Genomic DNA, 26,212 nt, shown 5'->3' on the forward strand with positions numbered 1-26,212 from the left:
AGTAGCTAAATCTTGCAATATGCTTTAAGCGACAAATAATGAGAAGTAAGATATGTGGAATTGATATGGAACAGCGTGCAAATACGTGGTAAATTATTTGTATTACAAATGCTTTATGAAGGAATATGGCAATGATCCCACGTAGTGTTACTTCTCCTAAAAAATTCATTATTGGTCAAAATCTACTTTCTCAACTTCCAGATTATGTGAAAGATTTTGGTGATTCCGCTTTTTTAATCTGTGATGAATTCATTTTAGATCGCGTTAATCAAGAAGCGATTCCAGCACTACAAGACGCGGGATTAAAAGGCGCGAGCGAAAAATTCCAATACGAATGTACTGATGAAGAAATTGGTCGTTTGGATCATATGGCTCGTGAGTTAGGTGCCAATGTGATTGTTGGTATTGGTGGTGGTAAAACACTTGATGTTGCTAAAGCCGTTGCTCATTTTTCTCATAAACCCGTTATTATTTTCCCAACTATTGCTTCTACTGACGCGCCATGTACTGCGCTATCTGTGGTTTATAATACCGATGGTTCTTTTAATCGTTATTTGTTCCTACCACAAAACCCAGATGCCGTGATTGCCGATACTGCTATTATTAGTGCGGCACCTGCTCGTTTCTTTGCCGCAGGTATTGGTGATGCTCTTGCCACCTTTTTTGAAGCGCGTGCATGTTGTTATGCAGATGGCTTAAACTTAGTTCAGAAAAAAGTCTCTCGTACCGGTCTTGGTCTTGCGATGATGTGCTATGACCTTATTTTAGAAAACGTTGAGATGGCGATGGATGCTGTACGTAATCATGTTGTCACCCCTGCTCTAGAAGAGTTGATTGAAGCAACAATTTACCTAAGTGGTGTTGGTGCAGAATCTGGCGGTCTTGCGGCAGCACACGCAATCAGCAATGGTATGTCGGCGTTGCCTGCTCTTCACCATATTCAACATGGCGAAAAGGTTGCGTTCGGTTTATTGGTTCAGCTTGTGTTAGAAAAAGCAGATACCGAAGAAATTGAAAATGTCATTTATGTCATGAAAACCGCAGGTCTACCGCTAACTTTGGCTGATTTTGGGGTTACTGAGTTTGTTGAAGCTGATTGGCGTCAAGTTGCTGAGATCGCATGTGAACCTGGCGATACTATGTGCAACATGCCAGTTAAAGTAAATCCTCAGAAAGTGTATCAAGCAATTGTAGCCGCTGATGCATTAGCTCAACGTTACCACGACTAATCGCACTATTTGATTTAAAATATTAAGAAAATGCTGATCTTTGGATCAGCATTTTTGTTGGTTGTCATTTCACTCTTTGATAGGATCTAGCGTTATTGTCGTGACATCATAGAGAGTCAAAAATGAAACAACGCGATATTCAGGTATTGCAAGAGATGGGGTTAACGGTATGGCAAATTCGCAATACCGAGCTCTTTCCTAATTTAGAGGTGCCAACCATCACGCTACCTGAGCAGTGTAAACTTCTTTTTGTATCTAACGATGAGCTGAGTGAGCATGATGCTTGGTTGTTCGGCAAGATTTTAAAGAGTATGAAATTAGCACCAGAGCAAGCACTGATGTTGCCATTAGATGCTTTAGATCAAATCGGTGAACACCATTTAACTTGGTGTTGGTTTGCTGGTTGTACTGGTGCTCATCCTGATGGTTGTCAGGTATTAAACTCTGTCTCTCTTCACCTTATGCATAACGACCCAAGTTCGAAAAAAGCGTTATGGCAGCAAATATGTTCTTATGACTCATAAAATTATTCCGTTACAAGCTCAGCATCTGGATGATGTTTGGCGTATTGAGCAGGCCGCTCACGCATTTCCATGGGCTGAATCGATTGTTCGCAAAGAGCCCAATAAAATTGCCGCAAACTACGCTTTGCTGGTGGGTGATAAATTAGTTGGGTACTGTTTTGGTCAATTAGTCGCAGGTGAAGGTACCTTGTTAAATATTGCCATTGATCCAAACGAACAACGTAAGGGTTATGGCCGTATTTTGCTTGAAGGATTTATTGAACAGCTAGAAGCTAAGCAAGCAGAAGAGATTTGGCTTGAAGTTCGTGAAAGTAATGTCAGTGCTTATAAACTGTATGAAGATGTAGGTTTTAATGAAATTAATCGTCGTGTTGGCTATTATCCAAGCCAAGATGGTCGAGAAGATGCTTTGATCATGACATATATGTTTATGTGATTTTCAAACATCACGTTACAACTCATTTAAATATTGTAGAACGAAACAATAAAAAACCGCCCAGAAGTCGGGCGGTTTATCATATCTTATCGAACGTTAGTTATGATTAGTGCTCACGAGTTGCACGGAAATCAACTTCAGGGAAACGCTCTTTCGCTAGGTTTAGGTTAACCATAGTTGGGGCGATATAAGTTAAGTTATCACCACCATCTAGTGCTAGGTTAGATTGGTTCTTACGTTTGAAATCTTCAAATTTCTTCGCATCATCACACTCAACCCAACGAGCAGTTGCCACGTTAACGCCTTCATAGATAGCTTCTACGTTGTATTCAGCTTTTAGACGCGCCACAACTACATCAAACTGAAGCACACCAACAGCACCTACAATTAGGTCGTTATTTTGTAGCGGACGGAATACCTGTACCGCACCTTCTTCAGATAGCTGAACCAGACCTTTTAGTAACTGCTTTTGCTTTAGTGGATCTCGTAGGCGAATACGGCGGAACAATTCAGGAGCGAAGTTAGGAATACCTGAGAATTTCAGTGCTTCGCCTTGAGTGAATGTATCACCGATTTGAATCGTACCGTGGTTGTGAAGACCAATGATGTCACCGGCAAAAGCTTGTTCGGCACGAGCACGGTCACCTGCCATAAAGGTTACCGCATCAGAAATACTGACTGTTTTACCCGTACGAACGTGGTTCATTTTCATACCTTGGGTATAAGTACCCGATACGATACGAACAAAAGCAATACGGTCGCGGTGTTTAGGATCCATGTTTGCCTGAATCTTAAATACAAAACCAGAGAATTTTTCTTCTTCTGCGGTCACTTCGCGCTCATTTGCTTGACGAGGGCGTGGCTGTGGAGCCCATGCAGTTAAGCCATCAAGCATATGGTCAACACCAAAGTTACCCAGTGCAGTACCAAAGTAAACCGGCGTTAGTTCACCAGCAAGGAATAGCTCTTGATCGAACTCTGGACATGCACCAATGACAAGCTCAAGTTCTTCACGAAGTTGTTCTGCAAGATCGCTACCAACTTGTTCATCAAGCTCAGGGTTATCTAAGCCTTTGACGGTACGAAGTTCTTGGATTGTGTGGCCTTGGCCTGTGCTGTACAGAATCGTTTCATCGCGGTGGATGTGGTAAACACCTTTGAACTCTTTACCACAGCCAATTGGCCAAGTAATTGGAGCACAAGAGATATTTAGCTCATTTTCTACTTCATCAAGCAGTTCCATTGGATCACGAATGTCACGGTCCAATTTGTTCATGAAAGTAACAATTGGCGTATCGCGTAGACGAGTAACTTCCATTAGCTTACGAGTACGATCCTCAACACCTTTTGCGGCGTCGATAACCATCAAACAGGAGTCAACAGCAGTAAGCGTACGGTAAGTATCTTCTGAGAAGTCTTCGTGTCCCGGAGTATCAAGTAGGTTTACTAGGCAGTCATTGTAAGGGAACTGCATCACAGAGGTTGTTACTGAGATACCACGTTCTTTTTCCATCTCCATCCAGTCTGATTTCGCATGCTGGTTGGAGCCACGACCTTTAACCGTACCGGCTTTTTGGATCGCGTTTCCGAATAATAGAACTTTTTCGGTAATGGTGGTTTTACCCGCATCCGGGTGAGAGATGATCGCAAAGGTACGGCGCTTAGCCACTTCGCTTTGATAACTGTTCGACATTAGCGTGATCTTTTCTGCAAAAAGTACGAATTGCTGCCGTTGCATGAAAGCTTCAAAACCGCAGCAAAGTAAAGAGTAAAGTTACTTTCTATTGTCGCTGATTTTGCGGTGAGACTCAATCTAGAGTAGGAATATTTCATGATTCCTATTTTTAGCGAGTAAAAGTTACTACTAATGCGAGTGAGTTCAAATATTTTATATTGCTTTATAACCAATTGGATTATAAGTGATTTTGCTGTGTTAAAAATTTGACGCTCAATTGAAATAGAAGATATTATTTGCAATTAAATGCATCGGGTTGCAATCGGATTGCTTCAGTGATGTGACAGATTGAGTTTTCAAGGATGAGTATTGCTATGAAATCGTTTGTTGTAACAACGACAGGTAAAGTTCAAAACGTTAAAGGCCACGTTGAAGCAACGGTCGGTGATCAAAGGGTAGTCTTAGTTACTGGCCAAGAACTGCCTGCGGGATCCCAAGTTTTTGTTTCTGCTCCAAATAGTATTACGCTTGTATCACCAGATGGCGAATACTGGAATAGTTCTGAGTCTTTAGAACAACAAACAACAGACGTTCATAATGAAATAGCAAGTATTCATCAGGCCATTCTCTCTGGTGAAGATCCTTCGACTGTTACAGAAGCTCCTGCTGCTGGAAATATAGTAAATGGTGGTGGGTTTGGTTTTGTTGAGGTTGTTCGTCAAGGTCGAGAATCTTTAGCTCAAACTCATTATGATACAGAACTGTCTCAAAGTAATACGTTTGATGTTTTTCCTTCCTTTGAATCAACACCTATAGCTACTGAGCCTAGTGCTCCAACCCCTCCTGATAATAAGCCTCCTGTTATTGTCGATATTAATGGTCAACCTATTGGTGATGACCTAAGTGTAGAGGTTGCTGAAGATTCCTCAATCAATGGCCAATTAACCGCGACAGATGCTGATGGTGATGATTTAACGTTTGAGCTTGTAGATGGCTCCGAACCTACTAATGGTAGCGTAACCGTGAACCCAGATGGTTCATGGGAGTACGTACCCAATACCGACTTTAATGGTGAAGACAGCTTCACGGTTGTGGTCGATGACGGCAACGGCGGCACCGATACTATTACGGTAACTGTTAATGTCACTCCTGTTAACGATGCCCCAGTAGGTGAAGATGTCACTACTGAAACTCAAGAAGAGACTGCAGTAACCGGTCTGCTAACGGCGACTGATGTTGATGGTGATAACCTGACCTTCAAGCCAGGCTCAGATCCTACCAATGGTAGCGTAACCGTGAAACCAGATGGCTCATGGGAGTATGTACCCAATACCGACTTTAATGGTGAAGACAGCTTCACGGTTGTGGTCGATGATGGCAACGGCGGCACCGATACCATTACGGTCACGGTTAATGTCACCCCTGTTAATGATGCTCCAGTGGGTGAGAATGTTAGTGCGGAAACTCAAGAAGAGACGGCAGTAACCGGTCAGCTAACCGCGAGCGATGTTGATGGTGATAACCTCACCTTCAAGCCGGGCTCCAATCCAGAAAATGGTCAAGTGACAGTCAATGCTGACGGCTCATGGGAGTACGTACCCAATCCCGACTTTAATGGTGAAGACAGCTTCACGGTTGTGGTCGATGATGGTAATGGCGGCACCGATACCATTACGGTCACGGTTAATGTGACTCCTGTTAACGATGCGCCAGAGGGTGAGAATGTTAGTGCGGAAACTCAAGAAGAGACTGCGGTAACTGGACAGCTAACGGCGACCGATGTTGATGGTGATAATCTGACCTTCAAGCCAGGTTCAGATCCTACCAATGGTCAAGTTACTGTGAACCCAGATGGTTCATGGGAGTATGTGCCCAATACCGATTTTAATGGTGAAGATAGCTTCACGGTTGTGGTCGATGATGGCAACGGCGGCACCGATACTATTACGGTAACCGTTAATGTCACTCCTGCTAACGATGCGCCAGTGGGTGAAGATGTTAGTGCGGAAACTCAAGAAGAGACGGCAGTAACCGGTCAGCTAACGGCGACTGATGTTGATGGTGATAACCTCACCTTTAAACCGGGCACCAATCCAGAAAATGGCCAAGTAACAGTTAATGCTGACGGCTCATGGGAGTACGTACCCAATCCCGACTTTAATGGTGAAGACAGCTTTACGGTTGTGGTCGATGACGGCAACGGCGGCACCGATACTATTACGGTAACTGTTAATGTCACTCCTGCTAACGATGCGCCAGAGGGTGAGGATGTTAGTGTTGAAACTCAAGAAGAGACTGCAGTCACCGGTCAGCTAACCGCGACCGATGTTGATGGTGATAACCTCACCTTCAAACCGGGCACCAATCCAGAAAACGGCAGTGTAACCGTGAACCCAGATGGTTCATGGGAGTACGTACCCAATCCCGATTTTAATGGTGAAGACAGCTTCACGGTTGTGGTCGATGATGGTAACGGCGGCAGCGATACCATTACCGTAACCGTTAATGTCACTCCTGTTAACGATGCGCCAATAGGTGAAGATGTTACTGCTGAAACTCAAGAAGAGACTGCAGTCACCGGTCAGCTAACGGCGACTGATGTTGATGGCGATAACCTGACCTTCAAGCCAGGCTCAGATCCTACCAATGGTCAAGTTACCGTGAACCCAGATGGTTCATGGGAGTATGTGCCAAATTCTGACTTTAATGGTGAAGACAGCTTCACGGTTGTGGTCGATGACGGCAACGGCGGCACCGATACTATTACGGTAACTGTTAATGTCACTCCTGCTAACGATGCGCCAGAGGGTGAGGATGTTAGTGTTGAAACTCAAGAAGAGACTGCAGTCACCGGTCAGCTAACCGCGACCGATGTTGACGGTGATAACCTGACCTTTAAGCCGGGTTCAGATCCTACCAATGGTAGCGTAACCGTGAACCCAGATGGCTCATGGGAGTACGTACCCAATACCGACTTTAATGGTGAAGACAGCTTCACGGTTGTGGTCGATGATGGCAACGGCGGCACCGATACCATTACGGTCACGGTTAATGTCACCCCTGTTAATGATGCTCCAGTGGGTGAGAATGTTAGTGCGGAAACTCAAGAAGAGACGGCAGTAACCGGTCAGCTAACCGCGACCGATGTTGACGGTGATAACCTCACCTTCAAGCCGGGCTCCAATCCAGAAAATGGTCAAGTGACAGTCAATGCTGACGGCTCATGGGAGTATGTGCCCAATCCCGACTTTAATGGTGAAGACAGCTTCACGGTTGTGGTCGATGACGGCAACGGCGGCACCGATACTATTACGGTAACTGTTAATGTCACTCCTGCTAACGATGCGCCAGAGGGTGAGGATGTTAGTGTTGAAACTCAAGAAGAGACTGCAGTCACCGGTCAGCTAACCGCGACCGATGTTGACGGTGATAACCTGACCTTTAAGCCGGGTTCAGATCCTACCAATGGTAGCGTAACCGTGAACCCAGATGGCTCATGGGAGTACGTACCCAATACCGACTTTAATGGTGAAGACAGCTTCACGGTTGTGGTCGATGATGGCAACGGCGGCACCGATACCATTACGGTCACGGTTAATGTCACCCCTGTTAATGATGCTCCAGTGGGTGAGAATGTTAGTGCGGAAACTCAAGAAGAGACGGCAGTAACCGGTCAGCTAACCGCGAGCGATGTTGATGGTGATAACCTCACCTTCAAGCCGGGCTCCAATCCAGAAAACGGCAGTGTAACCGTGAACCCAGATGGTTCATGGGAGTACGTACCCAATACCGATTTTAATGGTGAAGACAGCTTCACGGTTGTGGTCGATGATGGCAATGGAGGTACTGATACCATTACGGTAACCGTTAATGTCACTCCTGTTAACGATGCGCCAGAGGGGGAGGATGTTAGTGTTGAAACTCCAGAAGAGACGGCAGTTACTGGTCAGCTAACCGCGACTGATGTTGACGGTGATAATCTCACCTTTAAATCGGGTACCAATCCAGAAAACGGCAGTGTAACCGTGAACCCAGATGGTTCATGGGAGTATGTGCCCAATACCGACTTTAATGGTGAAGATAGCTTCACGGTCGTGGTCGATGATGGCAATGGAGGCACTGATACCATTACGGTAACTGTTAATGTCACCCCTGTTAATGATGCTCCAGTAGGTGAAGATGTCACTACTGAAACTCAAGAAGAGACTGCAGTCACCGGTCAGCTAACGGCGACCGATGTTGATGGCGATAACCTGACCTTCAAGCCGGGTTCAGATCCTACCAATGGTAGCGTAACCGTGAACCCAGATGGCTCATGGGAGTATGTACCTAATCCCGATTTTAATGGTGAAGACAGCTTCACGGTTGTGGTCGATGATGGTAACGGCGGCAGCGATACCATTACCGTAACCGTTAATGTGACCCCTGTTAACGATGCGCCAGAGGGTGAGGATGTTAGTGCGGAAACTCAAGAAGAGACGGCAGTAACCGGTCAGCTAACCGCGACTGATGCTGATGGCGATAACTTAACGTTCAAACCGGATACCAATCCAGAAAATGGTCAAGTGACAGTCAATGCTGACGGTTCATGGGAGTACGTACCCAATACCGATTTTAATGGTGAAGATAGCTTCACGGTCGTGGTCGATGATGGTAACGGAGGTACTGATACCATTACGGTAACCGTTAATGTCACTCCTGCTAACGATGCGCCAGTAGGTGAAGATGTCACTGCTGAAACTCAAGAAGAGACTGCAGTAACCGGTCAGCTAACGGCGACTGATGTTGATGGTGATAACCTGACCTTCAAGCCAGGTTCAGATCCTACCAATGGTCAAGTTACCGTGAACCCAGATGGTTCATGGGAGTATGTGCCCAATCCCGACTTTAATGGTGAAGACAGCTTCACGGTTGTGGTCGATGACGGCAACGGCGGCACCGATACTATTACGGTAACTGTTAATGTCACTCCTGTTAACGATGCCCCAGTAGGTGAAGATGTCACTACTGAAACTCAAGAAGAGACTGCGGTAACCGGTCAGCTAACGGCGACTGATGTTGATGGTGATAACCTGACCTTCAAGCCAGGTTCAGATCCTACCAATGGTAGCGTAACCGTGAACCCAGATGGTTCATGGGAGTATGTGCCCAATACCGATTTTAATGGTGAAGACAGCTTCACGGTTGTGGTCGATGATGGCAATGGAGGTACTGATACCATTACGGTAACGGTTAATGTCACTCCTGTTAACGATGCGCCAATAGGTGAAGATGTTACTGCTGAAACTCAAGAAGAGACTGCAGTAACCGGTCAGCTAACCGCGATCGATGTTGATGGTGATAACCTCACCTTCAAGCCGGGCTCCAATCCAGAAAATGGCCAAGTAACAGTCAATGCTGACGGCTCATGGGAGTACGTACCCAATACCGATTTTAATGGTGAAGACAGCTTCACGGTTGTGGTCGATGATGGCAATGGAGGTACTGATACCATTACGGTAACGGTTAATGTCACTCCTGTTAACGATGCGCCAATAGGTGAAGATGTTAGTGTTGAAACTCAAGAAGAGACTGCAGTAACCGGTCAGCTAACCGCGATCGATGTTGATGGTGATAACCTCACCTTCAAGCCGGGCTCCAATCCAGAAAATGGCCAAGTAACAGTCAATGCTGACGGCTCATGGGAGTACGTACCCAATCCCAACTTTAATGGTGAAGACTGCTTTACGGTTGTGGTCGATGATGGCAATGGAGGTACTGATACCATTACGGTAACCGTTAATGTCACTCCTGTTAACGATGCGCCAGAGGGTGAGGATGTTAGTGTTGAAACTCAAGAAGAGACTGCAGTCACCGGTCAGCTAACCGCGACCGATGCTGATGGCGATAACTTAACGTTCAAACCGGGCACCAATCCAGAAAATGGTCAAGTGACAGTCAATGCTGACGGTTCATGGGAGTACGTACCCAATACAGACTTTAATGGTGAAGATAGCTTCACGGTCGTGGTCGATGATGGCAATGGAGGCACTGATACCATTACGGTAACGGTTAATGTCACTCCTGTGAATGATGCACCAGTGGGTGAGGATGTTAGTGCTGAAACTCCAGAAGAGACGGCAGTAACCGGTCAGCTAACGGCGACTGATGTTGATGGTGATAACCTGACCTTCAAGCCAGGTTCAGATCCTACCAATGGTAGCGTAACCGTGAACCCAGATGGTTCATGGGAGTACGTACCCAATACCGACTTTAATGGTGAAGATAGCTTCACGGTCGTAGTCGATGATGGTAATGGCGGCACTGATACTATTACGGTAATTGTTAATGTCACTCCTGCTAACGATGCGCCAGTGGGTGAGGATGTTAGTGCTGAAACTCAAGAAGAGACTGCAGTCACCGGCCAGCTAACGGCGACCGATGTTGATGGCGATAATCTGACCTTCAAGCCAGGCACCAATCCAGAAAATGGCCAAGTAACAGTTAATGCTGACGGCTCATGGGAGTATGTACCTAATCCCGATTTTAATGGTGAAGACAGCTTCACGGTTGTGGTCGATGATGGCAACGGCGGCACCGATACCATTACGGTAACCGTTAATGTCACTCCTGCTAACGATGCGCCAGTGGGTGAAGATGTTAGTGCGGAAACTCAAGAAGAGACGGCAGTCACCGGTCAGCTAACGGCGACTGATGTTGATGGCGATAACTTAACGTTCAAACCGGGCACCAATCCAGAAAACGGTAGCGTAACCGTGAACCCAGATGGTTCATGGGAGTACGTACCCAATACCGATTTTAATGGTGAAGACAGCTTCACGGTTGTGGTCGATGATGGCAATGGAGGTACTGATACCATTACGGTAACCGTTAATGTGACCCCTGTTAACGATGCGCCAATAGGTGAAGATGTTAGTGTTGAAACTCAAGAAGAGACTGCGGTAACTGGACAGCTAACGGCGACTGATGCTGATGGCGATAACTTAACGTTCAAACCGGGCACCAATCCAGAAAACGGCAGTGTAACCGTGAACCCAGATGGTTCATGGGAGTATGTGCCCAATACCGACTTTAATGGTGAAGATAGCTTCACGGTCGTAGTCGATGATGGTAATGGCGGCACTGATACTATTACGGTAACTGTTAATGTCACTCCTGCTAACGATGCGCCAGTGGGTGAGGATGTTAGTGCTGAAACTCAAGAAGAGACTGCGGTAACTGGACAGCTAACGGCGACCGATGTTGATGGCGATAATCTGACCTTCAAGCCAGGCACCAATCCAGAAAATGGCCAAGTAACAGTTAATGCTGACGGCTCATGGGAGTATGTGCCTAATACCGACTTTAATGGTGAAGACAGCTTCACTGTCCTGGTCGATGATGGTAACGGTGGCACCGATACTATTACGGTAACCGTTAATGTCACTCCTGTTAACGATGAGGCGGTCATCGGCGGCGACGATCATCAATCGTTAATCGAAACCAACGAAGTCCTAACCACAGGCGGCACCCTAACCGCGACGGATGTTGATAACCCAGACAACAGCTTTAAGCCGCAAGAAGGCGTATCGGGTCAATACGGTCAGTTTACGATCAATAGCCAAGGTGAGTGGACCTTTGTCTCCAACGGCGCTCTGGATGAATTGGCCGAAGGGGAAGTGGTCACCGACCACTTTGTGGTGGAGTCCATCGATGGCACCCAGCATACCATCACCGTTGAGATTATTGGTACAAACGAAGGACCACAAGCTCATGATGATCGAGTGACAACGAAGGAAGATAACGCGATAGCGTTAGATCTCTTGAGCAACGATAGCGATGTGGATGGCACCGTACAGATCACTCAGATTGCTGGGGTGGAATTAACCGGTGGGGAGCAAGAGATAACGGTTGAAAACGGCCAAATCCGAGTGGCAGCCGATGGCACCTTAACCTTTGTTCCAAACGCCAACTACAGTGGCGATGTGAGCTTTGATTATCAAATTACCGATAACCATGGTGCGACGTCGGAGGCGACCGTCACGATTAAAGTGATGCCAGATAATGATGCACCAGAATTTGATCAAGACACTTATCAGTTTAATTATGATGAAAATAGTACAGAAGGAACGGTTATTGGCAAAGTAACCGCCACTGATATCGATAGTAGTGCTCTCAATTATGAGATCTCACAAGGTAATGATAATGGCTGGTTCCAAATTAATGATAAAGGCGAAATAACCTTAACTGAAAAAGGGTTACTTGCCGCCGCAAACGATTATGAATTAGGTGACAACGAGCATCAATTACAAATTACAGTGTCAGATGGCGGAAAACAAACGACTGTCGATGTTGTTTTAAATGAGCAAAATGTGAATGAAGCGCCAATTGGACAAAATATAGAGATCACTACCAATGAAGATACTGCCGCAATTTTAAGCTGGGAGTTATTTAATGCTCAAGACATTGATACTCCAGACAGTGAACTCAGCATTAATATCACCAAGTTACCAGCTAATGGTGTGGTACAAATTCAAGTTAATGGACAATGGCAAAATATTACGACTTCAACATTATTAACAAAGGCTATGTTTGATAATGGAGATGTTCGCTTTGTTCCTGAATTCAATCATTCATCTGGTCTGGAGGGGAGTGAAGATACTGGTAATAACGGCAGTATTTATGCGGAGTTTGATTTTGTTATCTCAGATGGTGAATTGCAAAGTCCTGAATACTCAACGGTGATTAATGTTAATGCTGTAGCCGATAACGTTGATGTCGAATTTATTATTGGCCAGGGTGTTTATCATAATGGCTCTATTTATCAAGATGGAAAAGACTTCATTAGTTGGGAAGATACGTTAATCAATGTGGGGGATAAAGCTCATTCCTTAACCGAAAATACTGATAGTTATCAGGTCACAGATAAAACAGCAATTAAAGGTAACGGTGGTAATGATGTTATCTCAGGGCATTTCAGTACAGAAGATCTCATTTTAATTGGTGATGATGGCATTCTTGGCAATAACGATGTGGATGTGAATCTTGATGGCTCACCTGTTAATCCAGCCAATACGGTTAATGACACTCTATATGGTGGCTTTGGTAATGATATTTTAATCGGGGAACAAGGTAATGATTCTCTATATGGTAATGAAGGCATTGATACTGCAGTATTTGCAGGGAATTTTAATGATTACCATATTAGCAATCCAACAGTGAGCCCAGGTGGCAGTATCTTTATTCAAGTTACGGATAAAGATTACTCTTTGAAATCACCATTTGCAGGAGAGGGGCAGGATGCGCTTTATGACATCGAGCGTCTTCAGTTTGCTGATGGTACCTATTACTGGGATCAAGAAGACGGGCAGTGGGTTAAAGAACAGCCAACAATGACCTATCCTTTGGATATTAATGTCACTCTGACCGACTTAGATGGCAGTGAATCAATAACTGAAATCCGATTAGCTGGATTAGTTGAAGGGGCAGTACTTTACGCGAGTGATGGTAAAACGGTATTAGGTGTTGCTGATGCAGAAGGAAGTATTACGTTAACCGGATTGTGGAGTAGTTCAGATTCATCAGTCTCACTCTCTGATCTTAAGTTGGTTGTTGATACTGAGCTTGCTGATCAAATTAAGCCAACAATCACTGTGGTTAATCAGGAAAATAGTAATTTAGATCAAAATATTACTCATGCTGACAGTATTTCAATGAATGGCCGCTCACGTTCATTCTTTTCTGTTGAACAACAAGACGATGACTCATCAATGGAGAGAACTGAGCATTTAGTGAGTGAGTCAGAAGATGAACATCCGTTATTAGGTTTGATGCAAAATCAAGATGACTATCAATCTTCTTTATTACAAGAGGATATATCGTTAGATAGTGTTGGAGTTTTGACTGAACAACCAGAAATATTATCTGATTTTGATATTGTGAACGATAAATTGGATCTATCACTCCTATTATCTCATGCCACAACAGAGACGATTGATGAGTATATTTCGTTTTCACAAAGAGATGATAACAGTGTGATTACTATTAATGATCAGGCTGAAGAGACTGAGATTATTTTAGAAAATATCACACTAGATGAACTTAGCGATAATTTAGGCATTATCACAAATGGTTTACTAACGTATCAGGAAGATGAGTTGATATTTAATGATTTGGCTTCTAATAGCTCTCAAGAATTGACCGTGATTCCAAATCCAGTAATTGATGACAACTTATAAATATTAAAATGAGGGTGGGTACTCTGCTCTCTATTTTTGTTTTTATTGCTAGAGATAATTAAGTGGTATTTGTAGTAGAACAACAGAAAAAGCAAGAGCAATGGACAATTCCTACATCTGAAAAAACTACTGAAGATCCTTTGTTAGATTGTTTGGTTTTATTATCCGAACACTATGGCAATCCATGTTCAGGTGAAGCACTTCTTGTCGGTTTGCCCTTAAATAATGCACAGTTAACGCCAGAGCTATTTTCTCAAGCGGCGAGTCGTATTGGTCTAGTAGCCAAGCTATTACGTAAGCCATTAGAGACATTATCGCCGTTGGTTTTACCTTGTATTTTGTTATTAAACAATAAGAAAGCTTGCATATTGCGCGAAATTATACCAAGTCAAGATAAAGTTATTATTCAATTACCTGAAAATGGTGGGGAATCTGAGATAGTTATTTCAGAACTTAATAATATTTATACGGGGTATGCTTTTTTAGTTAAACAACAATATCGTGGTGACAAAAGTATAGATGTTAATTTTATTGAGCAAAAAGGACATTGGCTTTGGTCCTTAGTTAAAGATGCTTCTCCTATTTATCGTGATGCTCTATTAGCTTCAATTTTAATTAATATATTTGTTTTAGTATCACCGCTATTTATGATGAATGTTTATGACAAAATATTACCAAATTTAGCGTTTGAATCGCTGTGGGTATTAGCGAGCGGTGTTGTATTAGTTTTTACATTTGATTTTATTCTCCGCCATATGCGTAGTTATTTAATCGATTTAGCGGGAAAGAAAATTGATATTATTGTCTCATCACAATTATTTGCGAAGGTATTAGGGATTCCGTTGGCAAAAAAAGGCCTATCTGTTGGAGCTACCGCTAAACAGATCGGTGAGTTTGATAGTATTCGAGATATGTTAACCTCTGTCACCTTAACGACTCTGGTTGATTTACCATTTGCCGCATTATTTCTTGTCATTATCTATTTGGTTGCTGGAGACTTAGCCCTAATTCCGCTCTGTGCCGGGATTTTGATTATTGGTTATAGCTTATGGGTTCAGCCTAAGTTGAAGTTTGCAGTTACTGAAGCTAACAAATATTCCACAATTAAACACGCGCATTTGATTGAGAGTTTAACTGCAGCGGAAGCCATCAAATCTAACGTTGCAGAAGGAATTATGCAGCGATCATGGCAGCAGATGAATGCTCATACTGCAGATTGGCAGTTAAAACTTAAAAAATTGTCTAACTCAGTTGCTTTCTTTGCGACGTATATTACGCAATTAACAACGGTTGGCGTGGTAATTCTTGGTGTATATCGACTTTCAACTTTGGATATCTCTATGGGGGGAATTATCGCCGCGGTGATGTTATCTGGGCGAGTTGTATCACCAATGGCGCAGTTAGCTAATCTATTAACTCGCTCAAATCAAACGGCTAATGCACTCACTCAACTGGATCTTTTAATGGAACAAGATGATGAGTTTACAGGCAAAACTCATTTGATTAGTCGTCACCGATTAAAAGGGGCCATTCAAGCCGAGAACCTTCAATTTATTTATCCGCAGCAAAAACGCAGTACGCTCTACCCATGTAATTTTAATATTAAGCCTGGTGAGAAAATTGCCATTCTTGGTAAAAATGGATCGGGTAAAACCTCTCTTGCAAAACTGTTAGCCGGATTATATCAACCAAGTGATGGTCAATTGCGGTTTGATGGGATCAACGAGAGTCAAATTCATCCTGCGGATCTACGAAAAAATATAGGCTACATGCCTCAAGATATCACACTTATTCATGGCACCATTCGTGACAATATTATGTTCGGACATCGTCAGGTTACGGAACATCAACTATTGCGAGCGGTGCAGCTTTCCGGGGTCGCTCAATTTTGCACTGAAGACAGTGAAGGGTTGGATAAACAGGTTGGTGAAGGTGGTTTATCGTTATCTAGAGGTCAGCGTCAATCAGTAGCTCTTGCTCGTGCTATTTTGGCCGATCCACCCATTTTATTAATGGATGAGCCAACCGCCAGTATGGATGCCATTACTGAACAACAATTTATTCAGTCGATCCAGCGTATTTTACCCAATAAAACCTTAGTGATGATCACGCATAAAATGTCTCTATTGACGTTAGTTGATCGGGTTATGGTTCTGGATAAAGGGCAAATCATTCTTGATGGTGAAAAAGCACCCGTTCTAGAAAAATTACGCCGTGGCTTAGTTGGAGGTGAGCAATGAAACAGTCAAGCTCCCTCGATGAATTGGATATGACTGATGACCTATATAAGGCGATGTTGCTTGATTCCCCTAAGCAGCATCGTTGGGTCATTCGGTTATTTTTTATTATGGTGATCTGTTTTATCTCTTGGGCTGCTTGGGCGCAATTGGATCAAGTCACTCGTGGTGAAGGCAAAGTCATTCCTTCTTCTCAAGTGCAAATGATTCAGAGTTTAGACGGCGGTATTTTACAAGAGTTGTTTGTAACAGAAGGTATGCAAGTTACAAAAGGACAGCCTTTAGCTCGGATTGATGATACTCGCTTTCGGTCTGATCTTGCGCAGCAAGTGGAAGAGGAAGAGAGCTTGCAAGCGAATATATTTCGTTTAAAGCAAGAGATTCAAAGTATTGAAATTGCGGATGCGAATAAAGGGTGGAAGGAACAAGTTAGAGTGAATAAAGCGCCGCTCGATTTTCCTAAGGCGTTAGTTGCAAATGAACCCGAACTCATTAAACAACAGACGGCAGAATATCATGGTCGTTTAGATGAACTGAATAACCAAATTGCCATCTTAGCTCGACAAATTGTCCAGAAACAGCAAGAAAGTCATGGATTGGTTTCTCAAATAAAAACCTTAAAGAGTAGCTTACATTTGATTAATAAAGAGTTAGTCATGACCCGGCCATTAGCTCGAAAAGGCATTGTATCTGAAGTGGATTTATTACAGCTTCAGCGACAAGTTAATGAAACTAAAGGTGAATTGTCAGCCTTATATTTACAGCAACCTAAAGTAAAAGCGGCACTTGATGAAGCAATTTTAAAACGAAGAGAAGCAGTTTTAACTTATAACAAAGAAGCTCGGGCTCAATTAAATGAACTTAGTGCTCGTCTTTCTCGTTTAACTGAGGCTCAAGTTGGAGCTCAAGACAAAGTTGACAAAGCCATTATTACATCCCCTGTGAATGGCACGATTAAGATGATTAATATCATGACTCTTGGGGGCGTTGTTCAACCTGGCAAAGACATTATGGAAATTGTGCCAAGTGAAGATCAACTGCTTATTGAGGTAAAGATTGCGCCAAAAGATATCGCATTTTTACACCCAGGGTTACCCGCAGTAGTGAAAGTGACCGCTTATGATTTTACTCGCTATGGTGGACTAGATGGCACAGTAGTAACCATTAGTGCTGATACTACACAAGATAAAGACGATAACAGTTTTTACCTTATTAAAGTTAGGACAAAAGAATCAAGTTTAGCCCGGTCCGACGGCACATTGATGCCGATTATTCCCGGAATGTTAACCAGCGTGGATGTAATAACAGGAAAACGAAGTGTTCTTGATTACATTCTAAACCCAATCTTAAGAGCCAAAGAGATGGCTTTGCGTGAGCATTAATTTAAAAGAATATGGAGATCATTTCATGACAAATGGAGTTCATGATTTAGCTATTAAAAAACATAAATTAGGACGAATGACGGCTAAACAACTATTGGCTTTAGCGGTGAGTTCTGCATTATTTGCTCCTGTTGTTAATAGCCAAACATTGGAACAAACCGTTGCGTATACCATTGAAACAAGCCCTGTGATTACACAATCATTTAATCAATTTAAGGCCCGAGAAGAGCAGGTTAATCAGGCGATGGCTGGTTATTTACCGACTTTAGATCTTACGGCAGGTTATGGTTTAGAAAAAAATGAAACCCCAGTGAGTAAAGCCGCTAAAAAGGGAGATATTGAATTAGATCGTAGTGAGCTAGGTTTAAGTCTGCGTCAAAATTTATTTAACGGCTTTTTTACTACCCATGATGTTGATCGTTTAGATCATGAAACGAGTGCTGCGCAATGGCAGTTATTTGCAACCGCTGAAGATATGGCATTGCAGGTTGCTAAAGTTTATCTAAATTATTTAGAAGCAAGTCAAATTGTGGTGCTGGCACAGGAAAATGTGAATAAGCACCAAACCTTATATGGCCAAATTGAAGAGAAAACTCGTTCTGGGTTGGGTTCAACGGCGGATTTATCGCAAAGTAAAGGCCGTCTAGCGCGAGCAAAATCTAATTTAGTTGCCGCTCAAAATAATTTGGCAGATGCAAAAAGTGAGTATGCCAAAATCACTAATCAAGCTCCGATCAATATGACCAAGCCTGCTGCTGATCGGGCTGTGTTACCACAAACATTAGAGCAAGCACTCACTTTAGCTAAGGATAATCATCCAGTGCTACAAGCCGCTTACAGTGATATTCAAGCGGCAGAGTCTGAGAAAGACGCGACACAAGCGAACTATTACCCTGACATCGATTTGGAACTTAGTGGATTATGGTCAAATGAATCTTATGATCGTAGCAGCCCTAATGATGGTGATAGCCAAGAGCTAAAAGCAGGTATTCAAATGCGCTATAACCTCTTTAATGGTGGTAAGGATACAGCTAGAGAGCGAGAGGCGGCTTATAAGATTGGTGAAGCAAAAGGAATTCAACAAAATACCTATCGTAGTATTGTTGATGGTACGACATTAGCGTGGAATGCATACCAGTATTTAGGTGAGCAAAAAACATTTATTCAAGAACATGTTGCCGCTTCAAAAGAGACACAATCATCTTATGCTCAGCAATTTAAATTAGGTCAACGTTCATTACTGGATTTATTGGATTCGGAAAATGAATTATTTGAAGCAAAAAAGGATTATCTTGGCGCAGAATTTGATGAATTGTTAGCTCAATATCGATTACTTAATGCGACTGGACAGCTGTTGTCTTCGCTGCAAATTACCACACCAGAGACTTGGTATGGTGAACAAGAATATATAAGCGGTGTTCAAGGTCAGTAAATAATTGAGCAGGGGATCAAACGGTTTCCTGCTATTTTTTTATATTAGGTAAGGTATGAGCTTATACAAACAGTGCTCCTTAATGTTGTTAGGGCTGTTAGTTTTTGTTTTTAGCATTGCTGGTTATTTTCAATTAAAAGAAGTGAAAGAACTGGTCAATAACCAATTACAGGCCGAGTTGGTTAATACAATTCATAATATTTCTATTGCAACAGTAACACCGCTTGAGATGGGGGATAATCAATCTATTGAGCAGATTATTACTCCGCAACAGCCTCGCAATTTAGCTGAGATTCATTTAACGAGTTTGGTTGATGGGCAGGTTTATCAGTGGCAAAAGGTGATAGAAGAATCAACATCTGTCCCTTCATGGTTCACACAATGGATTGCATGGTCGAACTTAGAACAGCAGCGTACGATAAAAGCAGGTTGGTTAGAATTGGCTTCTTTGACTGTGAGCATTAATCCATCATGGGCTTATTTACAGCTGTGGTACTACTTTTTAGCGATTGCTTGCACGTTTATTTCCGTTGTTATTGCGGCATTACTGATAATGAGTTGGGGATGGCAGCGATTAATGTCTCGGCTTGATGTATTAACGCAGCATACTCAGCAAGTGGCAAAACATGAAAAGTCTCACGTATCTGTTGAGCGAGCTCTTCCTGAACTTGATGGGATTACCCAAGCTATCAATTTAATGGCTAAACAACTCAATAACTATATTCAACTGTCTAACCAGGAAATACAGTCACTGCGATTACAAAAACAGATCGATAAACGTTCTGGGCTGGCAAATGCTGAGTATTTTTATGATCGTATGAACTCTTGGCTCGATGAACCTGTTGCTGGTGCTTTAGCGATCATTGATTGTTCGTGGCTAGAGCAAATTCATGAACAGTATGGCAGTGGTGTTTATCAAGATAGTTTACGTTTACTTGCCCAAAGTCTGCAAAAGCGATGCTTAAAAAGTACTGTTCTTGCACAACTCAATCGTTCTCAATTAGCCATTATTTTAACGGAACATACGGTTAAAGAGCAGCAGCAAGAGATCCAATATATTGTTCAAGATATTCAAAATGAGATAGAACAATCTGAGATAAGCAATGGTGAGTTTTTTATTGGTGTAAGTTCAAAGACTGATGCTAGTACTAAAAATAGCTTATATCAGGAAACACTCTCAGCTCTTAATTATGCGCAAGAGCACCATCAAAAAGTACACTGGGCAGATAATACAGTCACCCATTATCATGGTTTAGCCGTTTTAAATTGGGCTACATCGATAGAACAAGCAATCACTGATCGTGCACTGGTTTTTAAGTCTCAACCTATTCAAAATATGGCGACAACAGCCACGGTACAAAATGAAGTCTTTTGCCAATTACTGCTGGGAGATGAACGAGTGATGGCTAAGACGTTTATGCCTTATGTGGAAGAGTATGGTTTGGGAGAGCGACTTGACCAATGTATTTTACAGATGATTGAGCAAGCTTCGTTATTGGCGCATAGTGGGTCGACGATAGCGATAAACTTAACGGTAAATAGTATTAGAAGTTCATCATTTCAAAGCTGGCTAGCACATTTTTTAAATGAAAGTGCCATGAGTGACAAATTGTCGTTCGAAGTTCCTGAGTCGGCTATTGAGGAAGATTTATCAGCATGTCTATCTTTAGCACTGTTATTTAATCAAAAAGATATTTCATGGGGAATCGACCATTATGGGCGTCAGTTAACCAGTGTGGATTATCTTCTATCATTACGACCTAAATACGTAAAACTAGACCAATCTTTTGCTGGTGTTTCGACAGAATCAGGTAAATATGAATTAGGACGAGCGTTAGCAAGTATTGCGGCTGGATTGGATATTAAAGTGATCGCTACAGGTATTCAATATAGTGAGCAACTTGCATTACTCGAGGGGCTGCCTATTTGGGGATATCAGGGCTTTATCGCTCCACCTGTGGAATTAAACTTAGCCTAACTCCATGGCGTAATGGGAAATACCTTTGCACCGTTCGTGATCTTAGTAACAAGAATTTTTATTCACACTTACTTAAGTTGAGACTTTGTATTATACGCCTTAGTTAAGAGATTAATTGCGTAATTAAGGCGTATAAGCATGGACATTCAACAATATAAACGGATCTTCTCGGCAATTGGTGACCCCTATCCCCTTGGGGCCACAATTAAAGCCAAAGGGGTCAACTTTAGCTTGTATTCTAGAGATGCGACAAAAGTTGAGTTGCATCTGTTTGAAAGTGCGGATGCGCCGACTCCCTTTAAGTCATTTACGTTAGATCCTATCTACCACAAGCGAGGACATTATTGGTTCACGTTTGTCGCTAATATTACCCATGGGCAAATTTATGCCTTTACTGTCGATGGTCCGTGGCAACCTGAAATAGGATTGCGATTTAATAAAAACAAGGTACTACTGGATCCCTACAGCCATGCTATTTGTATGAATCATGACTACTCCCGTGAGCGAGCTAGAGATTTTGATTCTAATATGGATTGTTGTATGAAAAGCATTGTGGTTGACCATAGCCACTTTGATTGGCAAAACACCGATTCTCCGCGCCACTCGCTAACCGATACTATCATTTATGAGATGCATGTCGGTGGTTTTACTCAGCACCCATCTTCTAATGTTACACCAAGCCATCGTGGTACTTTTGCTGGCATTATCGATAAGATTTCCTATCTTAAACAGCTCGGCATTACCGCAGTTGAGCTGATGCCGATCCAACATTTTGATCTACATGATGCTCCCGCGGGCAGAGAAAATTATTGGGGATACAGTCCGATTAATTTCTTTGCTTTGCATAGCCCATACAGTTCGAGCAAAGAGCCATTAGCGGCGATCAATGAATTTAAAACCTTAGTCCGAGAGCTGCATAAAGCGGGAATTGAGGTTATTTTAGATGTGGTGTTTAACCACACCGCCGAAGGGGATGAAAACGGCCCAACCTTTTGTTTTAAAGGACTGCAAAATGATGGCTATTACCTCCTTGATCCGAAAACACATCAATATGCGAACTACAGCGGTTGTGGCAATACCTGTAATGCAAACTACAGCGTTCAGCGACGTATGATTATTGATGCGCTACATTACTGGGTTAAAGAGATGCATGTTGATGGTTTCCGCTTTGATCTGGCGTCAGTGTTAGCTCGTGATAGCGATGGTAAACCGATGAAAGAGCCGCCATTGTTGTGGTCAATTGATTCTGATCCTGTGTTAAGTGGCACTAAGATCATTGCCGAAGCGTGGGATGCAGCAGGGCTTTATCAAGTCGGTTCATTTATTGGCGATCGCTGGAATGAGTGGAACGGTAAGTTTAGAGATGATGTTCGTGCATTTTGGCGTGGTGATCGCAATACCGTTAGCCGTTTTTCTTCTCGTATTTTAGGCTCTCCTGATATTTATAGCTCTCAGCATCATACGCCACATCGTTCGGTGAATTTTATCTGTGCCCACGATGGGTTTACCTTAAATGATTTGGTCAGTTATCAAGATAAGCACAATTGGGATAACGGCGAGCATAATCGGGATGGTGATAACCATAATATTTCGTGTAATTATGGTATCGAAGGTCCAACGGATGTTGCCGAAATTGAAGCGATTCGTCACCGGCAATGCAAAAATTTCCTAACGACACTCTATCTCTCTCTTGGTACGCCAATGCTTTGTATGGGGGATGAGGTACGACGGACGCAGCAGGGCAATAATAATGCGTACTGTCAGAATAACGAGCTCAGCTGGTTTGATTGGCAGTTGGTTGAGAAAAATGCTGACTTATTACGCTTTGTGCAGTTACTGGCGCAAATTCGACGGGCAGAGCCAACGATAGAGTGGAATATGCATCGCTCATTAGAAGAAGTGCTCGGTAATGTTGGGATTGAGTGGCATGGTGTGAAGCCAAATCAACCTGATTGGTCTGAGCGATCTCATTCGGTTGCATTAACAGTTCATCATCCACTGACACAAGATGAGCTTTATGTTATCTGTAATGCGTATTGGGACCCGTTAAACTTTACTTTACCAAAACGAGACCACAGTGATTGGTATGTTTTGGTTAATACAGGCCTGGTGCCGCCTAATGATATTTATAGAATGGAAAAAGCGCCTAAATATCAAGATGATAATATTATTGCGAGTGGGCGTTCTATGATTGTTATGGTGGCAAAAAAACAGTAAAAAAAGCGCGATCGCACTGCCGCACAATTTCAACAGAATATGGAAACAACAGCGGCGGAAAAGTGCGATTGAACGCACTAAATTGATCGGTTTTACTATGCTAATTGACAGTCATTGCCATTTTGATTTTGAGCCCTTTATTCAAGCGCCCAATTCATATTTAGAACAAGCCAAACAAGCGGGGGTTGGCGCTATCGTCATTCCCTCTGTTGGTTTGAATAATTGGTCGTTAGTGGCCAAACTTTGTAGTGAATATCCTGAACTCTATTACGGTTTGGGACTGCATCCCTTTTTTAATCACCAACATGATCTTGCTGCATTAGAGTTACTAAAAGCGCACATCGAAACCGATATTAATATTGGGCGAAAGTGTGTTGCTATTGGTGAATGCGGACTGGATTTTGCAATCGAGGGAGGACAAACCCTCGCCGTCAAACAGCAACAAATTGCCTTGCTTGAAGGTCAATTACAGCTTGCTAATGAGTTTAATCTTCCTGTTATCCTCCATTGTAGAAAGGCATTTCCTGAGTTAATTCAATTAATTAAATTTAACAGGCCAAAAGCGGGAGGTGTGTTCCATGCTTTTAGTGGTAGTGTGCAGCAAGCGCAACAGATTATCGAGCTAGGTATCAAAATTGGTGTTGGCGGAACAATTACTTACCCTCGGGCGAAGAAAACGCGCCATACTATTTCTCAACTACCGCTTCATGTTTTAATGCTTGAGACCGATGCGCCAGATATGCCTGTTTGTGGTTATCAAGGTGAGCCGAACCGTCCTGACCGATTGGTTGATATCGTCGATGTATTAACGGCATTGAGAGGAGAATCCCGAGCAGAAATTGAACAGATAACAAGCTTAACCTCAACTGAACTTTTTAAGCTTAAGCTGTGATATTACTTCCACTATTAAAACGTTTGCGTAAAACGATTGCGTAACTTGTACTGTGCTTTGTGATCGCCCTCACAAGTATGATTAAACTTACATCACCTTTCCTTGCAAACTGTGAAGCTCGCATTATTTTATCCGGCGTTGCATGAGTATAATGCGCCGAACTCATTTGATGAGTCACATTGTCGAGACGCCAAACTTAACTAAAGGGAAGCCATAAACTATGAGCCTGTTTATGAGCCTGGTTGGGATGGTTGTACTGCTAGCAATCGCAGTACTTCTATCTGATAACCGTAAAGCTATTAATCTACGTACTGTTGGTGGTGCTTTTGCCATCCAATTCTTATTAGGTGCATTCGTTCTTTATGTACCTGTTGGTCGTGACGTTCTATACGGTATGTCACAAGGTGTTGCTAACGTTATTGCTTACGGTAACGACGGTATCAACTTCCTATTTGGTGGCCTAACTTCAGACAAAATGTTTGAAGTGTTCGGTGGTGGCGGTTTCGTCTTCGCCCTACGAGTACTACCAGTAATCGTATTCTTCTCTGCACTTATTAGCGTACTTTACTACCTAGGTGTTATGCAGATCGTTATCAATGTTCTTGGTGGTGGTCTACGTAAAGTTCTTGGTACTTCTCACGCTGAATCTATGTCTGCAACAGCGAACATCTTCGTTGGTCAAACAGAAGCACCTCTAGTTGTGCGTCCGTTCGTACCTAAAATGACTCAATCTGAGCTGTTTGCAGTAATGTGTGGTGGTTTGGCTTCTGTTGCTGGTGGTGTACTAGCAGGTTACGCATCTATGGGTGTACCTCTAGAATACTTAATCGCAGCATCATTCATGGCAGCACCTGGTGGTCTTCTATTTGCGAAAATCATCAAGCCTGAAACTGAGCAGCCTGTTGAGCAACTAGCTGGTGATGACGAAAATGCAGACGAAAAACCTGCTAACGTAATCGACGCAGCGGCAGCGGGTGCATCATCTGGTATGCAACTTGCTCTAAACGTTGGTGCAATGCTTCTTGCATTCATCGGTCTAATTGCACTAATCAACGGCCTACTAGGTGGTGTCGGTGGTTGGTTCGGTATGCCACATCTAACACTAGAACTTATCCTAGGTTATGTGTTCTCACCACTAGCATTCCTAATCGGTGTTCCTTGGAACGAATCGCTAGTAGCAGGTTCTTTCATCGGTCAGAAACTGGTTGTGAACGAATTTGTAGCATACCTAAACTTTGCTCCTTACCTTAAAGATGTTGCTGATGGCGGCATGGTTGTTGCTCAAACTGGCGCAGCAATGGGTGAGAAGACTAAAGCTATCGTATCTTTCGCACTATGTGGTTTCGCAAACCTATCTTCGGTTGCAATCCTACTAGGTGGTCTAGGTGGTCTAGCTCCAACTCGTCGCGCAGAAATCGCACGCTTTGGTATGAAGGCTGTCGCAGCAGGTACGCTATCTAACCTAATGTCTGCAACAATCGCAGGTCTGTTTGTTAGCCTATCTATGTAAGCTTTAGCAATATAACAATTGCAATAAACGCCACGGGGTAAAAGCCGTGGCGTTTTTTTTGCTACTTACCACTCGATCAACAGATTCCGTAAACATACCCTTAATTGTTTCCCATCAGATTGCATAAAATCGATTGCGTTCCAATTTCTGACAATATGATCTGCTAGGATTAGTCGGGTCAACGAAGCGATAAATTCGGTCTACACTCATTGATAACAGAGCCGACAAAGAGAGCATGTTATGTATGAAGTGATGGTAGCTACCGTGGCCGGATTTGCCGTTGGAATTTTCTTTTCAGCCCTTAAATTACCTATACCAGCACCGCCTGTACTATCGGGGGTAATGGGAATAGTTGGGGTTTATTTAGGTGGCATTTGTTGGGGTTGGGTTGCTGAGCGATTTTTCTCATAATTTGATGAAAAAACGCAAGATTTCTCCGGTAATTCTTTATCGCTGTTGAGAAACACATTGTCCACCCCAGGA

13 protein-coding genes are annotated in these 26,212 nt (G+C 43.0%); 12 read left to right on the forward strand and 1 reads right to left on the reverse strand.

Annotated features, from left to right (window positions below; all coding sequences use genetic code 11):
- The first annotated feature begins 131 nt into the window (after positions 1–131).
- The 3 genes from WAX86_RS02985 (at position 132) to rimI (ending at position 2,189) form a co-directional block, all read left to right on the forward strand.
- Entirely contained in the window at positions 132–1,229 is a 1,098-nt protein-coding gene (locus WAX86_RS02985; RefSeq protein ID WP_005301112.1) for a glycerol dehydrogenase, read from the forward strand.
- A gap of 122 nt (positions 1,230–1,351) precedes the next feature.
- Positions 1,352–1,753 carry a DNA polymerase III subunit psi gene (locus tag WAX86_RS02990; RefSeq protein ID WP_065172237.1) on the forward strand — a complete coding sequence of 134 codons (402 nt, stop codon included), beginning with the start codon at positions 1,352–1,354 and terminating at the stop codon, positions 1,751–1,753.
- Positions 1,743–2,189, forward strand: a complete 447-nt coding sequence (gene rimI, locus WAX86_RS02995; RefSeq protein ID WP_341489074.1) for a ribosomal protein S18-alanine N-acetyltransferase — start codon at positions 1,743–1,745, stop codon at positions 2,187–2,189. The genes WAX86_RS02990 and rimI overlap by 11 nt, the downstream gene beginning before the upstream one ends.
- A 106-nt stretch (positions 2,190–2,295) precedes the next feature.
- Here rimI and prfC read toward each other — a convergent pair whose 3' ends face one another.
- On the reverse strand, positions 2,296–3,882 hold the full coding sequence (gene prfC / locus WAX86_RS03000) for a peptide chain release factor 3 (RefSeq protein WP_252690139.1): 1,587 nt from the start codon (positions 3,880–3,882) through the stop codon (positions 2,296–2,298).
- Positions 3,883–4,238: 356 nt separating this feature from the next.
- On the opposite strand from prfC, the gene WAX86_RS03005 reads away from it, so the two are divergent.
- From WAX86_RS03005 to WAX86_RS03045, 9 genes are all read left to right on the forward strand, one after another.
- Positions 4,239–14,081 carry an Ig-like domain-containing protein gene (locus WAX86_RS03005; RefSeq protein ID WP_341489075.1) on the forward strand — a complete coding sequence of 3,281 codons (9,843 nt, stop codon included), beginning with the start codon at positions 4,239–4,241 and terminating at the stop codon, positions 14,079–14,081.
- 62 nt (positions 14,082–14,143) lie between these two features.
- Positions 14,144–16,321: a type I secretion system permease/ATPase gene (locus WAX86_RS03010; protein ID WP_341489076.1), complete on the forward strand. Its 2,178-nt coding sequence runs from the start codon at positions 14,144–14,146 to the stop codon at positions 16,319–16,321.
- On the forward strand, positions 16,318–17,700 hold the full coding sequence (locus tag WAX86_RS03015; RefSeq protein ID WP_069530887.1) for an HlyD family type I secretion periplasmic adaptor subunit: 1,383 nt from the start codon (positions 16,318–16,320) through the stop codon (positions 17,698–17,700). Before WAX86_RS03010 ends, WAX86_RS03015 begins: the two co-directional genes overlap by 4 nt.
- A 25-nt stretch (positions 17,701–17,725) precedes the next feature.
- Positions 17,726–19,132, forward strand: coding sequence for a TolC family outer membrane protein (locus WAX86_RS03020; protein WP_341489077.1), 1,407 nt, complete (start codon positions 17,726–17,728; stop codon positions 19,130–19,132).
- 55 nt (positions 19,133–19,187) lie between these two features.
- A complete protein-coding gene (locus WAX86_RS03025; RefSeq protein WP_341489078.1) occupies positions 19,188–21,110 on the forward strand; it encodes an EAL domain-containing protein in 1,923 nt (640 codons plus the stop codon).
- 138 nt (positions 21,111–21,248) lie between these two features.
- Entirely contained in the window at positions 21,249–23,327 is a 2,079-nt protein-coding gene (gene glgX / locus WAX86_RS03030; protein WP_341489079.1) for a glycogen debranching protein GlgX, read from the forward strand.
- A gap of 97 nt (positions 23,328–23,424) precedes the next feature.
- Entirely contained in the window at positions 23,425–24,219 is a 795-nt protein-coding gene (locus WAX86_RS03035; protein WP_341489080.1) for a TatD family hydrolase, read from the forward strand.
- Between the two features lie 220 nt (positions 24,220–24,439).
- Positions 24,440–25,729, forward strand: coding sequence for a NupC/NupG family nucleoside CNT transporter (locus WAX86_RS03040; RefSeq protein ID WP_065172233.1), 1,290 nt, complete (start codon positions 24,440–24,442; stop codon positions 25,727–25,729).
- 240 nt (positions 25,730–25,969) lie between these two features.
- Entirely contained in the window at positions 25,970–26,140 is a 171-nt protein-coding gene (locus tag WAX86_RS03045) for a XapX domain-containing protein (RefSeq protein WP_264954482.1), read from the forward strand.
- The last annotated feature ends 72 nt before the right edge of the window (positions 26,141–26,212 follow it).

The sequence above is a fragment of the Photobacterium damselae subsp. damselae genome, from assembly GCF_038086725.1.
GTDB lineage: Bacteria > Pseudomonadota > Gammaproteobacteria > Enterobacterales > Vibrionaceae > Photobacterium > Photobacterium damselae.